General features: G+C 73.0%; 13 protein-coding genes. 3 read left to right on the top strand and 10 right to left on the bottom strand.

Features of this window, described 5'->3' with window-relative positions; all coding sequences use genetic code 11:
- From BGM09_RS18915 to BGM09_RS18905, 3 genes are all read right to left on the bottom strand, one after another.
- Positions 1–1,052, bottom strand: a 1,052-nt coding sequence (locus BGM09_RS18915) for a serine/threonine-protein kinase (protein ID WP_317452777.1), incomplete at its 3' end; no start/stop codon positions are given.
- 482 nt (positions 1,053–1,534) lie between these two features.
- The gene (locus BGM09_RS18910) at positions 1,535–2,686 is read right to left on the bottom strand and encodes an acyl-CoA dehydrogenase family protein (protein WP_188282812.1); all 1,152 of its coding nucleotides are present in this window, start codon (positions 2,684–2,686) and stop codon (positions 1,535–1,537) included.
- Positions 2,683–3,831 carry an acyl-CoA dehydrogenase family protein gene (locus BGM09_RS18905; RefSeq protein ID WP_317452776.1) on the bottom strand — a complete coding sequence of 383 codons (1,149 nt, stop codon included), beginning with the start codon at positions 3,829–3,831 and terminating at the stop codon, positions 2,683–2,685. Before BGM09_RS18905 ends, BGM09_RS18910 begins: the two co-directional genes overlap by 4 nt.
- A 176-nt stretch (positions 3,832–4,007) precedes the next feature.
- Here BGM09_RS18905 and BGM09_RS18900 point away from each other — a divergent pair, with 176 nt between their 5' ends.
- The gene (locus tag BGM09_RS18900; RefSeq protein ID WP_188282811.1) at positions 4,008–5,159 is read left to right on the top strand and encodes an acetyl-CoA C-acetyltransferase; all 1,152 of its coding nucleotides are present in this window, start codon (positions 4,008–4,010) and stop codon (positions 5,157–5,159) included.
- A 27-nt stretch (positions 5,160–5,186) separates the two neighbouring features.
- Here BGM09_RS18900 and BGM09_RS18895 read toward each other — a convergent pair whose 3' ends face one another.
- The 5 genes from BGM09_RS18895 to BGM09_RS18875 all read right to left on the bottom strand — a co-directional run bounded on the left by BGM09_RS18895 (position 5,187) and on the right by BGM09_RS18875 (position 9,563).
- A complete protein-coding gene (locus BGM09_RS18895) occupies positions 5,187–5,978 on the bottom strand; it encodes a VOC family protein (RefSeq protein ID WP_188282810.1) in 792 nt (263 codons plus the stop codon).
- 84 nt (positions 5,979–6,062) lie between these two features.
- Positions 6,063–7,136, bottom strand: a complete 1,074-nt coding sequence (locus BGM09_RS18890; protein ID WP_188282809.1) for an NAD(P)H-dependent flavin oxidoreductase — start codon at positions 7,134–7,136, stop codon at positions 6,063–6,065.
- Positions 7,133–7,948: a CoA-transferase subunit beta gene (locus tag BGM09_RS18885; protein WP_188282808.1), complete on the bottom strand. Its 816-nt coding sequence runs from the start codon at positions 7,946–7,948 to the stop codon at positions 7,133–7,135. The genes BGM09_RS18890 and BGM09_RS18885 overlap by 4 nt, the downstream gene beginning before the upstream one ends.
- Positions 7,945–8,817 (bottom strand): CoA transferase subunit A, encoded by an 873-nt coding sequence (locus BGM09_RS18880; RefSeq protein WP_188282807.1) that lies wholly within the window; start codon positions 8,815–8,817, stop codon positions 7,945–7,947. Before BGM09_RS18880 ends, BGM09_RS18885 begins: the two co-directional genes overlap by 4 nt.
- A complete protein-coding gene (locus BGM09_RS18875; protein WP_188282806.1) occupies positions 8,814–9,563 on the bottom strand; it encodes an enoyl-CoA hydratase family protein in 750 nt (249 codons plus the stop codon). The genes BGM09_RS18880 and BGM09_RS18875 overlap by 4 nt, the downstream gene beginning before the upstream one ends.
- Before the next feature lie 127 nt (positions 9,564–9,690).
- Here BGM09_RS18875 and BGM09_RS18870 point away from each other — a divergent pair, with 127 nt between their 5' ends.
- Both BGM09_RS18870 and BGM09_RS18865 read left to right on the top strand, forming a co-directional pair.
- Positions 9,691–10,473 (top strand): SDR family oxidoreductase, encoded by a 783-nt coding sequence (locus tag BGM09_RS18870; RefSeq protein ID WP_188282805.1) that lies wholly within the window; start codon positions 9,691–9,693, stop codon positions 10,471–10,473.
- A 4-nt stretch (positions 10,474–10,477) separates the two neighbouring features.
- On the top strand, positions 10,478–11,125 hold the full coding sequence (locus tag BGM09_RS18865; protein WP_188282804.1) for a TetR family transcriptional regulator: 648 nt from the start codon (positions 10,478–10,480) through the stop codon (positions 11,123–11,125).
- A 206-nt stretch (positions 11,126–11,331) separates the two neighbouring features.
- On the opposite strand, the gene BGM09_RS18860 is transcribed toward BGM09_RS18865, so the two are convergent.
- Both BGM09_RS18860 and BGM09_RS18855 read right to left on the bottom strand, forming a co-directional pair.
- Positions 11,332–11,817 carry a nitroreductase/quinone reductase family protein gene (locus BGM09_RS18860; protein ID WP_223187245.1) on the bottom strand — a complete coding sequence of 162 codons (486 nt, stop codon included), beginning with the start codon at positions 11,815–11,817 and terminating at the stop codon, positions 11,332–11,334.
- Between the two features lie 47 nt (positions 11,818–11,864).
- Positions 11,865–12,384 (bottom strand): acyl-CoA dehydrogenase family protein (locus BGM09_RS18855; RefSeq protein WP_262928382.1); only part of this gene is annotated, 520 nt, incomplete at its 5' end.

The raw sequence follows: 12,384 nt of genomic DNA, 5'->3' as shown, positions 1-12,384 counted from the left end.
ACGATGAGCGGTCCCGCGTTCCACAACGGCGACGGCCCGCACGGCGGGGACGACGGCGAGCCGCGCGTCCCGTACCAGCGCGAGCAGCCCGAGCAGCCCGGGACACGGGAGACACGGGAGACCGCGCCCCGGCCGCCGCCCGCGGCGACGGCGGGCCGTCCGCTGCGGCGCTGCTCTATCATCGCGACCGCGCCGGGCGGCAGCCAGGCCGACGCCGTACCCGTGTCGTCGCCGCCGGTGGAGTACAGATGCGGTGCGAGCTGCGCCTGGAGATCGGCGGGGGTGGGCCGCCGGTCCGCCTCCATCCGCATGCAGGACTCGATCAGCGGGCGCAGCTCGGGCGGCAGGCCGTGGAGATTGGGGCCCTCGCGCAGCAGCATGAAGACGGTCTCGACGGGGTTGGCGCCGTGGAAGGGCGCGTGGCCGGTCGCCGCGAAGACCAGGGTGGAGCCGAGCGAGAAGATGTCGCTCGCGCCGCGCACGCTGCGGGAGTCGCGGGCCTGCTCGGGCGACATGTAGGCGGGCGTGCCGACGGCCACGTTCGTCATGGTCAGGCGGGTGTTGGAGACGCCGGACGCGATACCGAAGTCGATGACGCGCGGCCCGTCCTCCACGACCAGCACGTTCGACGGCTTCATGTCGCGGTGCACGAGACCGGCGGCGTGGATCGACTGCAACGCCTCCGCGATTCCGGCGGCCAGCCACCGTACGGCCTGCGCGGGCATCGGGCCCGCCTCGTTGACGATCTCCTCCAGCGACGGGGCCGGGACGTAGGCGGTGGCGAGCCACGGGACGGCGGCGCGGGGGTCGGCGTCGACGACGGCCGCGGTGTAGAAGCCGGAGACCGCGCGGGCGGCCTCCACCTCACGCGTGAAGCGGACCCGGAAGAGCTGGTCCTCGGCCAGTTCGGCGCGCACGGTCTTGATCGCCACACGGCGGCCGGAAGCCGAGCGGGCGAGATAGACCAGCCCCATGCCGCCGGCGCCGAGCCGCGCCAGCACCTCGAAAGGGCCGATCCGTCTCGGGTCGTGCTGCGTAAGCTGCTCCACCACTGCCCTGCCACCTCCCCGTGCCCGCGTTGCCCGCGCTGTCGCGGCCTTACCCCGTGCTGCGCGCCGTACCGTCGTTCCGTTGTCGCTCTGCCGTTGTGCTGTTGTGCCGTTGTGCTGTTGTCGCAGTGCTCGTGCCGTGCTGCCGTGATCGAGCGCTTGCGCCCGCCTGTACTGCTTTGCCCGCTCTGCGCGCTCCGTACCCCGTTCGACCGGCCCAAGCGCCAGGGTACGGGCCTGATTCTTCCTGGGATGGGCGCCGGTTGCGAACCCGGGGCCGCCGCGACACGCCCGGAGAGCGAACTCGTTATCATCCGCCATTCGCACCGTCTCGGGCGCGCGGCGCGCCGAACGGGGCGTCCGGGAGGGAGGCATGGGACGCACGTGGCGCATCGTCGGCGACCAAGTGCCGTACGGGGCAGGCGAGTCGGGGCCGACGCCCGTGGACGAGGGGCCGCACGGGTCGGTTTGCGGGGCGGCGGGGTTCAGCGTGACGGGCAGGACGGGGACGGGCCGTCCTGCGCGAAGAGGTCGGCCGTCACGGCGGCGCGGTGCCGGGTCGAATCGCCCCACGCGGCGGAGAGCGCCCACACCCTGCGCAGCCAGAGCGAGAGGTCGTACTCGTCGGTATAACCGATCGCGCCGTGCACCTGGAGGCACCCGCGCGCCGCTTTCCCCGCCGCCTCGTTCGCGAAGACCTTCGCCATGGCCGCGTCCCGCGCGGCACTGGGCAGCCCGTGGTCGTACGCGTACGCCGCCCGCGCCACCACCGGCCGCGCGAATTCCACGGCCAGGAGTACGTCCGCCAGCCGGTGCTTCACCGCCTGCCGCTCGCCGATCGGGGACCCGAACTGCACGCGGCCCTTGGCGTACTCCACCGTTCGCTCCAGCATCGCCGCCGCCGCGCCCACCAGGTCGGCCGCCGCCCCGATCGCCCCGAGCCGCGCCGCCTTCCCTGCCGCCGCCTCCCACTCCCGCGCGAGCACCCGCCCGCCGCCGTCCGCTACGCGCGCCAGCCCCCGATTCGGGTCGACCCCGGCAACGGGCGTACGCGGCCCGGCCCCCGCCTCCCGCAACTCACCGTCCTCGGTGACGACCAGCACGTGATCGGCGTACGCGGCGTGCGCGACAGCGGGCTGACCTGCTGGTTCGGATGCGGGTACGGACGCGGATGCGGATGCGGGTACGGGTCCGGGTCCCCGCGCCGGGTCCTGGGCGGGGAGGGACACGGCGACGGTCACCGCGCCCTCCGCCAGCCCGCGCAGCAGATCCGCCCCCTTCGGCAGCCCCCCGAGCAGTACCGCCGCGACCGCCGCCTCCAGCAACGGCTCGGGCAGGCAGGCGCGGCCCGCCTCCTCGGTGAGCGCGACGAGCGCCTGGGCGCCCAGGGGCGGCTCGTCGAGGCGCTGCCCGCCGAGGTGCTGGCCGCCGGGACCGTGACCGTCGGAACCGGGACCGAGACCGAGGCCGCCGTACTCCTCGGGAACCAGCAGCCCGGTCGCCCCGATCCCGCCGAGCGCCCGCCAGCGGTCCGGCGAGAAACCGGCGCGCACGTCGGCCGGTGCGCAGCGCGCCGCCAGCAGCTCGCGGGCGGTGCGGGCGAAGAGCTGTTCTTCGGGCGTGGGCGCGAGTCTCATCGGCGGGGCTCCCGGGGGAGGCCGAGCAGCCGCTCGGCGATCACATTGCGCTGGATCTCGTTGGTGCCCGCGTAGATGGGTCCGGCGAGCGCGAAGAGGTAACCGTCCAGCCACGGCCCGCACCGCTCCGCCTCCGCGCCGAGCACGCGCAGTGCGATGTCGTGCAGGTCGAGGTCCAGTTCCGACCAGAAGACCTTGTTCAGCGAGGACTCCGGCCCGCTCTCCTTGCCCTCCCGCATCCGTGTCACCGTCCGGTAGGTGTACAGCCGGTACGCCTCCGCCCGCATCCACACGTCCGCCACCGCGTCCCGGTGCGGCGCCGCCTGTTCTGGGCGCAGGCGGCACAGGTCGAGCAACCGGTCGGCCGCCGCCAGGAACCGTCCCGGGCTCCGCAGACTCAGCCCCCGCTCGCTCCCGGTGGTGGACATCGCGATCCGCCACCCCTCCCCCGCCTCCCCCAGGACGTCCCGGTCGGCCACGAACACGTCGTCCAGGAACACCTCCGCGAATCCGGCCTCCCCGTCGAGCTGCCGGACCGGCCGTACCGTCACGCCCGGCGCCGCCAGGTCGACCATGAAGTACGTCAGGCCGTGGTGCCGCCGCGAGCCGGGGTCGCTCCGGAAGAGGCCGAAGAGCCGGTGCGCGTGGGCCGCCCGCGAACTCCACGTCTTCTGCCCGCTCAGCCGCCACCCGCCGCGCGCCTCGTCCCGTACCGCCCGCGCCCGCAGATTCGCCAGATCCGAACCCGCCTCCGGCTCCGACCAGCCCTGCGCCCACACCTCCTCCCCCCTGGCCATCGGCGGCAGCACGCGCGCCCGCTGCTCGTCGGTGCCGAAGGCGAAGACGGTGGGCGCGAACAGGAAGATGCCGTTCTGCCCGACGCGCCCCGGCGCGCCCGCCCGCCAGTACTCCTCCTCGAAGATCAGCCACTCGTCCAGGCCGACGCCCCTTCCCCCGTACTCCTCCGGCCATCCGACGACCGCCCACCCGGCCTCGTACAGCGTCCGCTCCCATTCCTGGTGCGCGCGGAAACCGTCCGCCGTGTCCATCGACGGCAGCGGCTCGCGCGGCACCCGACGGGCGAGCCAGTCCCGTATCTCCCGCCGGAACGCGTCCTGTTGAGCACTGAAGGAAAGGTCCGTCACCGCGCTAGGATAACCGACTATCTGACGGATCGTCAGATCTCGGTCGGGCCGGGACGCACCTCATCGCACGCCACCGCGCCCTCATCTCCACGCGCTTCACCTCACATCGCCTCACCTCACATCACCCTCACGTCACCTCTCATCACCTCCCAGCCCTGCGAGAACGGAGACCCCCCATGCCCGAGGTCTACATCGTCGAAGCGGTACGCACCCCCGTCGGCCGCAAGAACGGCGCCCTCGCCCCCGTCCACCCCGCCGACCTCGGCGCCCATGTGCTGACCGCCCTGGTCGAACGCGGCGGCTTCGACCCCGGCGCCGTCGAGGACGTCGTCTTCGGCTGCGTCGACGCCATCGGCGGCCAGGCCGGTGACATCGCCCGCACCTGCTGGCTGGCGGCCGGACTGCCCGAGCACGTACCGGGCGTGACCGTCGACCGGCAGTGCGGCTCCTCCCAGCAGGCCGTGCACTTCGCGGCGCAGGCCGTACTGTCCGGCACCAGCGACCTGGTCGTGGCGGGCGGCGTCCAGAGCATGTCCCGGATACCGATCGGCGCGGCCATGGTGGTGGGCCGCGAATACGGCTTCACGGATCCGTTCTCCGGGTCCACCGGCTGGCGCGCCCGCTACGGCGACCGGCCCGTCAGCCAGTTCGGCGGGGCCGAACTCATCGCCCGCGACTGGGACATCAGCCGCGAGGACATGGAGCGCTTCGCCCTGGAGAGCCACCGTCGCGCCCTGCACGCGCTCGACAGCGGCTGGTTCGCCCGCGAAACGGCCGCCCTCCCCGAACTCGCCACCGACGAGGGCCCCCGCCGCGACACCTCGGCGGAGCGGATGGCCGCCCTGCCGTCGATCGTGCCCGGCGGCCGGCTGACCGCGGCCCTGTCCTCACAGATCTCCGACGGCGCCGCCGCGCTGCTCGTCGCGAGCGAACAGGCGGTGCGCGACCACGGCCTGACCCCCCGCGCGCGGATCCACCATCTGTCCGCCCGCGGTTCCGACCCGATCCGCATGCTGACCGGACCGATCCCCGCGACCGAGCACGCCCTGGCCAGGACGGGCATGTCCATCGGCGACTTCGACGCGGTGGAGATCAACGAGGCGTTCGCGTCCGTGGTGCTGGCCTGGCTGAAGGAGACCGGCGCCGACCCCGACGTGGTCAACCCCTGCGGCGGCGCCATCGCCCTCGGCCACCCGCTGGGCGCGACCGGCGCCCGGCTGATGACCACCCTGCTGCACCACCTGGAGCGCACCGGTGGCCGCTACGGCCTCCAGACCATGTGCGAGGGCGGCGGCCAGGCCAACGTCACCGTCATCGAACGGCTCTGACCCGCCCCGGAGACCCGGCGGCCCGGCTCACGCGCCGGGTATCGAGCCGCTCCTCCGCGTCACGTCGATGATCGCGAACCTCGCGCCCTGGTCGTCGGCGACGACGGCCATCCGCCCGAACGGCGAGTCCTCCGGCCCGATGACGACCCGTCCGCCGAGCCGGCCCACCGTGTCGGCGGCGGCGTCGCAGTCCGCGACCACGAAGTAGACCTGGAACGCGGGCGGCTCGTCCCCGCCCCCGGACGCGCTGTTCATCCGGCCGGCGAGCTGACCCTCGGGGTCGCCGGGGCGGGACCACACCTTGTAGTCGAAGTGGACGCCGTCACCGACCTGCACGCCGTCGTAACCGAACACCGTCTCGTAGAAGGCGTCGACCGCCGCCGCGTCCCGCGTGTGGTTCTCGGTCCAGCAGTAGGCACCGGGCACGTTCACCACGTCGAAGCCGGGGTGGCCGCGGAGCTGGAAGGCGCCGAAGAAGGAGCCGCCCGGGTCGACGGCGCCGACCAGCACGCCGGTGTCGCCGATCTCGTCGGGGCCGAAGACGACGTGCCCGCCCGCCTCGGTGATCCTGGCCGCGGTCTTCGCGGCGTCCGCGGTGGCCAGGTGTATGCCCCAGGCCGTGGGCATCGACTCATCCATCTTGCCCATCAGGGCCGCCGCGTTCTTCCCGTCGAGCTTGGCCAGCGTGTAGTGCCCGAACTGCTCGCCCTGGTCCTCGAACGTCCAGCCGAACAGCTCGCCGTAGAAACGCTGCCCGGCCGCGAGGTCGGGAAGCGAGACGTCGGCCCAACAGGGAGCACCTTCACCGAATGCGGACATGAGCTGGTTCCTCTCGCGAATGTCTGGAATGCCACCGTAACCAGTGATCTTCCCGTCCGCACGAGAGAGAATTCGAACATATGGTCAATTCTTGAGACGGCCCAGAACTTCCTCGGTTTCGGCCATGATCCGGTCCACTAGGTCCGCGCACGAGGGCAGGTCGGCGATCACTCCCGCCACCTGCCCCGAGGCCATGACGCCCAGGTCAGCGCGCCCTTCGACCATCGCTGCGCGGAGCAGCACCGGGGTGTTCGCGGCCATCAGGACCTGCGGCCAGCTCAGCTCGCGGGTGGCGCGCATCGCCCGTCCCTCCCGGAGCATCGCGCGCAGCGGCGTCCCGGACAGCCGGGAGAAGCGGACGGCGTTGCGCAGCGCGCGCGGGTAGCGGACGAGGGGGCCGCCGCGTTCCAGCGAGCGGACGAAGACGGTGGCGAGGACGCGGTGCGGCACCCCGTCGACCTCGGTGGTGACGAGGGTGCCGGTGACGTCGGCGGCCAGGTAGCGGTCCTGGACGGCGCGCGGCACGGGCGCGTCGGAGGTCAGCAGGAAGCGGGTGCCCATCGCGATGCCGTCGGCGCCGTAGGCGAGGGCCGCGACGAGGCCCCGCCCGTCGAAGAAGCCGCCCGCGCCGACCACCGCCACCCCGCTGCCCCGCAGCGCGTCCACCACCTGCGGCAGCAGCAGCGTGGTCGGCACCCGGCCGGTGTGCCCGCCGCCCTCCCCGCCCTGCACGATCACCGCGTCCGCGCCCCACTCGGCGACCTTCTCCGCGTGCCGCCGCGCCCCGACCGACGGCACCGCGACCATCCCCTCGTCGTGCGCGGCGCGGATCAGCTCGCTGGTCGGCGCCTGCGCGAAGGAGGCCACCCGTACGCCCTCGCGGCCCATCAGCGCGATCCGCCGTGCCGCGTCCGGCGCGTCCGCCCTGAGGTTGACCCCGAAGGGCCGTCCGGGTGCTGCCGCCTTGACCTCGGCGACGGCCGCGGCCAGTTCGTCGTACGACAAGGTGGCGGCGGCCAGCACCCCGAGGGCCCCGGCGTTGGCCGCGGCGGCGACGAGGCGGGGGCGGGCGACGTATCCCATGCCGGTCTGCACGATGGGGTGGCGGATGCCGGTGAGGTCGGTGAGGCGGGTGCTCAGCGGCCCGCCGGCGGTCATGCGGGGACCTCGCGGTCGCGGGCGGAGCGCGGGTCGAGGACATCGCGCAGCACGCGCAGTTCGGCGTCGGTGGGCTGCCTGGTGGTGGGGACGCGGGCCGGGACGGTGAGGCGGAAGCCGGTCGCCGCTACGACCCGCTCCAGAGTGACGCCGGGGTGCAGCGAGGCGAGCCGCAGGTGGTGGCCGGGTCCGCCGAAGTCCAGGACGCACAGATTGGTGACGACCGTGCGCAGACCGTGGAAGCGCGCGGCGCGGCCGACGGCGGCGGCGCGGTCGTAGCCGATGCCGCAGACGACGTCGACGCGCTCGACGAAAGCGCGCGGGGCGTGCCGGGGCACCCAGTAGCTGGTGGTGTGGTTGACGGTGTTGCCGGGGGCGCCGCGCGCGCCGAGGAGCTGCCGGGTGGGGCGGGCCCAGGGGCCGATGCAGGAGATGTTGGCGTTGCCGTACGCGTCGATCTGACTCGGGCCCATCATGACGTGGCGCCGCCCGCGCGCGGCCAGATCGAGGACCGCGCGGTAGGGCAGCCAGCCCTCGACGGTGAGCGCGTCGGGGGCCGCCCCGAGAGGGATGTCGCCGGCCAGCAGATACGCCAGGCCGTCGCTGAGCACCAGGTCGGGGGCGAAGACGGCGCGGGCGAGGCGGGCTCCGAGGGTGGGCACGACACCCATGGGGCTGGCCAGGATCTCGCCGTCGCCGCGCCAGGCGTCGGCGCAGGCGGTGACGCAGATCTCGGCCCTGGTGGCGGGGCCGGTCGCCGCGGCGGTCGAGCCGTTCGGGGGCACGGTCGGGCCGTTCGGTGTCGCGGTCATCGGGTCGCCTCCTCGTGGAAGTTATCCACAGCCTGTTGATAAGACGATTCATCCACATGGCTGAGGAAGCGTTCGGCGAAGGCGGCCCAGGCCGCCGGGTCGGCCGCGGCGGTCGCGTAGGCGCGCTGGAACGGCTCGTCGCGGCCGTATTCGGGCGGGCACTCGGTGAAGTGCGCGCCGCGCGGTGCCTCGATCACGCCGTGGGTGAGGTAGCGGTGCAGGACGAGGGCGTGCACGCACCCCGCCTCCTTGAGCAGGTCAGCGGTGGGCACGACGCGTTCGGCCGACACATAGGCGGCGTCCGCGGCCTGGCAGAACAGGTCGTCGAAGAACTGGTCGGGCCCGGTGAGGGCGGCGCTGCCCGCGGGGTCCGCGAGATTGGCGTGCACCAGGGCGGCGTCCAGCCGCAGCGGCGGTACGGCGACCACCTCGTCCCCGGTGCCGTAGGGGTCGGGGAGCACCCGCAGCTCGGGCGCGTACCGCAGGACGTCGGCGCCGAGCCCGGCGCGTACCGGCATGAAGGGCAGCCGCAGGGCGGCGGCGCGCAGCCCTGCCAGGAACATGCCCTCGTCCATTTCGAGCGCCTTGACGGTGCCGTTCTCGCGGGCGGCGCGGAAATGCGGTTCCAGGGGGACGGAATCGAGGGTGACGAAGCCGTAGACGACCTTGCGGACCTTGCCCGCCGCGCACAGCAGGCCGACGTCGGGGCCGCCGTAGGAGACCAGGGTGAGGTCGGTGAGCGGGGAGCGGAGGATCGCCCGCACCAGCGCCATCGGTTTGCGGCGCGAGCCCCAGCCGCCGATGCCGACGGTCATGCCGTCGGCGAGGTGCGCTATCGCCTCGTCGGCGGTCATGCGCTTGTCCGTCATCCGGCGCCTCCCTCGGTGAAGGCGTCGCGCAGCCGGTCGCCGACGCCCGCCAGGTTGAGTTCGAAGGTGAAGCCCTGCTCGTAGCGGTAGGAGCGCTTGACGTCGACCGGGTCGATGCCGTTGAGCGACTGTTTCGCGGCCCTGACCACCTGCGGGTCCTTGGCGGCGACCGCGGTGGCGATCTCAATGGCTGCGTCGCGCAGACGATCCCTGGGGGTGAGCGCGAGAACCGTGCCGTAACCGTGCAGCTCGGCGGCCGTGGCGTTCTGCGACGTGTAGACCATGTGCCGCATCCGCTGCTGCGGTACGAGCCTTGCCAGGTGCGTGGCGGCGCCGAGCGCGCCCCTGTCGACCTCGGGCAGGCCGAAGTACGCGTCATGGGAGGCGATGACCAGATCGGCGTTCCCGGCCAGGCCGATGCCGCCGCCGAGGCAGAAGCCGTGCACGGCGGCGATCACCGGGACCTGGCAGTCGTAGACGGCGGAGAAGGCGGCGGCGCATCCGGCGTTGGCGCCGAGCAGCGCGTCGAATCCCGCGGTGCTCTGCATCTCCTTGAGGTCTACCCCCGCGCAGAATCCGCGGCCCTCCGCGCGCAGGACCACCGCCCGCACCTCGGGGTCCGCGCCCTGCGCGGTGAGCGCGTCGGCGAGTGCGAACCAGCCCTTCACGTCGATCGCGTTGACCGGCGGCGCGTCGATCACGACTTCCGCGACGCCGGTTCCGGGGCGTGCCACCTGTATCGCCATGGGCCGTCCTCCGCCCGCTCGTTGGCCTTTTACGGATGTACGGATGTACCGATGTACGGATCCGGATCCCGACCGATGTCCGGCACAGATCTGACGCATCGTCAGTTCCTCTGGCACGATAGCCCACGTGACGGACGACCTGGAAGGGCGAGTGGCGCTCGTGACCGGCGGCACCCGTGGCATCGGCCGGGGCATCGCCGAGGCACTGGCGGCGGTCGGTGCCCAGGTGCTGGTGTGCGGGCGCACACCGCCCGCGGACCTGCCCCCCGGTGTCGCCTTCCGGGCCGCCGACGTCCGCGACCCCGAAGCGGTGCGGGCGCTCTTCGCACACGTCACCGAGGCGTACGGGCGGCTCGACCTGCTGGTGAACAACGCGGGCGGCTCACCCGCCGCCGACGCCGCCACCGCCTCGCCGCGCTTCTCACGAGCGGTCGTCGAGCTGAATCTGCTGGCGCCGCTGTACTGCGCGCAGGGCGCGTACGCCCTGATGGCCCGCCAGCCGGACGGCGGATCCATCGTCAACATCGGCAGCGTCAGCGGAAGCCGCCCCTCACCGGGAACCGCCGCATATGGCGCCGCCAAAGCGGGCCTGGCCTCCCTCACCCGCTCGCTGGCCGCCGAGTGGGGCCCCGCGATCCGGGTGAACTGCCTGGTCGTGGGCCTGGTGCTGACGGACCGCTCGGCGGCGCACTACGGGGACGGCGACCCCGCCGTACAGCGCGCGGTGGCCGCCGCCATACCGCTGGGGAGATTCGCGGAACCGGCCGACATCGCCGGTCCCGTCCTCTTTCTGGCCTCCCCGTCAGCACGCTATGTAACCGGTGCTGAGCTGCATGTTCATGGTGGCGGTGAGCTGCCTCCCCATTTGCAGGCGGCCGAATCGCGCGCTGATCACCCGTCGGTAAACTGACGGCATGACAGGACAAGTTCGCACCGTCGACGGCCGTGTTGCCGGTCGCCGCGGGCAGGCGACGCGGCAGAAGCTGCTCGACTGCCTGGGCGAGATGCTCAGCACGTCGCCGTACCGGGACGTCAAGGTCATCGACGTCGCCCGGATGGCGGGCACCTCCCCCGCAACGTTCTACCAGTACTTCCCCGACGTCGAGGGCGCCGTTCTCGAACTCGCCGACGAGATGGCCAAGGAGGGAGCGAGCCTGACCGAATTGGTCGCGGGCCGCTCCTGGGTCGGCAAATCAGGCGCCCAGGCGGCCGAGGAACTCGTCGACGGTTTCCTCTCCTTCTGGCGGAAGCACGATGCCATTTTGCGCGTCGTCGACCTCGGAGCAGCGGAAGGGGACAAGCGGTTCTACAAGATCCGCATGAAGATCCTCAACGCCGTCACCAATTCCCTGACCGACTCCATCAAGGACCTTCAGAGCAAGGGCAAGGTCGACAAGGACGTCAGCCCGGCGGCCGTCGCCGGATCGCTGGTCGCCATGCTGGCCGCTGTCGCCGCTCACCAGAAGGGCTTCACGAGCTGGGGCGTCAAGCAGGCCGAGCTGAAGCCGAATCTCGCGCTGCTGGTCCACCTCGGTGTGACCGGAAAGAAGCCCGCCAAGTAGCGGACGCGGCACGCACCGCTTTTCGCGTTGACGTTTCGCCGTCCTGCCAGAAAGTCACGCCCTGACGCGGGTGCCGCACAGTCCTCGGGGGAGGTACGCGGCGCCCGCGTCTTCGTGTGGGTGACAGCACGGATGCCCGCCTTCGTGTGGGTGACGCCCCCTATCCGCGTCTTCGTGTGGGTGACGGTTCAGCCCTGCCCCGCACCTCACTCGTGCGGCGTCAGCCGGAACACCCGGATCTCGCGCGTCACACGGGAGGCGTAGACCGCGTAGGGCGGCCAGAAGGCGACCAGCGCCTTCCAGGCGGCGGCGCGGTCGTCGCCGGTCAGCAGGACCGCGGTGACCTGGAGGTCGCGGCCCCGGCCGCTGATCACGGCGTCGGGATGCGCCAGCAGATTGGCCGACCAGGCCGGATGCCCCGGACGGCCGAAGTTGCTGCCCACCAGAACGAGGGTGCCGCCGTCCTCCGGCATGCACGCCAGCGGCGTACGCCGCGGCAGTCCGCTGCGGGCGCCGGTCGCGGTGAGGACGACGCCGGGCAGCAGGCTCGCGCTGACCAGGAACCTTCCGCCGGTCAGCCGGTGGACCGCGCCGTCCATGACCGGCACCACATGCGGCGCGACCTTGGCGAAGGCCCGGGTGGCCGACACCTTCTGCACGGACCTGCCGAGGACACCGGTCCTGCTGACCAGGCCGCGCCCGCTGACAGGGCCCTTCGCCCCGGCGTCTGCCGCGCCGTTCACGCCGCGCTCCTGACCATCGCGGGCGCGAAGAGCCCCGCCCGGTCGGCGGCGTGCGCGCGCAGGGCCTCGACCGGTCCAAAGAGCAGCTCGTCTGCCGTCGCCCGCTTGAAGTACAGATGCGCGTGGTGCTCCCAGGTGAAGCCGAGCCCGCCGTGCAACTGGATCGCCGCGCCCGCCACCATGCGCAGCGTTTCCAGCGCCTGGGCAAGGGCGATGGGCGCGGCCAGTTCGAACTCGGCGCTCGCCTCGGTGCCGCCCGCCCCCGAGGAGGCACCGGCGGAGGCCCCCGCCGCCCAGGCGGCGTAATAGGCGGCGGACCGCGCCGCCTGAAGCTGTACGTAGAGGTCGGCGAGCCGGTGCTTGACCGCCTGGAAGGAGCCGATCGGGCGCCCGAACTGCTCCCTGACCTTCACGTACTCCACCGTCGAGGTGAGCGCGTGGTCGGCGGCGCCCACGGCTTCCGCGGCCAGCGCGGCGGCGGCGAGACGGCCGGCGTCGGCCAGGGCGGCGGCGGGG

The organism is Streptomyces sp. CBMA29 (genome assembly GCF_014596445.1).
Classification (GTDB): domain Bacteria; phylum Actinomycetota; class Actinomycetes; order Streptomycetales; family Streptomycetaceae; genus Actinacidiphila.
Note: the sequence above shows the minus strand (reverse complement) of the source record. Positions and strands in the feature narration are given on the sequence as shown.

Coding starts and splice junctions, on each gene's coding strand:
- BGM09_RS18910 (WP_188282812.1), bottom strand. CDS start 2,686: ATGAGACTCGCGCCCACGCCCGAAGAACAGCTCTTCGCCCGCACCGCC.
- BGM09_RS18900 (WP_188282811.1), top strand. CDS start 4,008: ATGCCCGAGGTCTACATCGTCGAAGCGGTACGCACCCCCGTCGGCCGC.
- BGM09_RS18895 (WP_188282810.1), bottom strand. CDS start 5,978: ATGTCCGCATTCGGTGAAGGTGCTCCCTGTTGGGCCGACGTCTCGCTT.
- BGM09_RS18890 (WP_188282809.1), bottom strand. CDS start 7,136: ATGACCGCCGGCGGGCCGCTGAGCACCCGCCTCACCGACCTCACCGGC.
- BGM09_RS18885 (WP_188282808.1), bottom strand. CDS start 7,948: ATGACCGCGACACCGAACGGCCCGACCGTGCCCCCGAACGGCTCGACC.
- BGM09_RS18880 (WP_188282807.1), bottom strand. CDS start 8,817: ATGACGGACAAGCGCATGACCGCCGACGAGGCGATAGCGCACCTCGCC.
- BGM09_RS18875 (WP_188282806.1), bottom strand. CDS start 9,563: ATGGCGATACAGGTGGCACGCCCCGGAACCGGCGTCGCGGAAGTCGTG.
- BGM09_RS18865 (WP_188282804.1), top strand. CDS start 10,478: ATGACAGGACAAGTTCGCACCGTCGACGGCCGTGTTGCCGGTCGCCGC.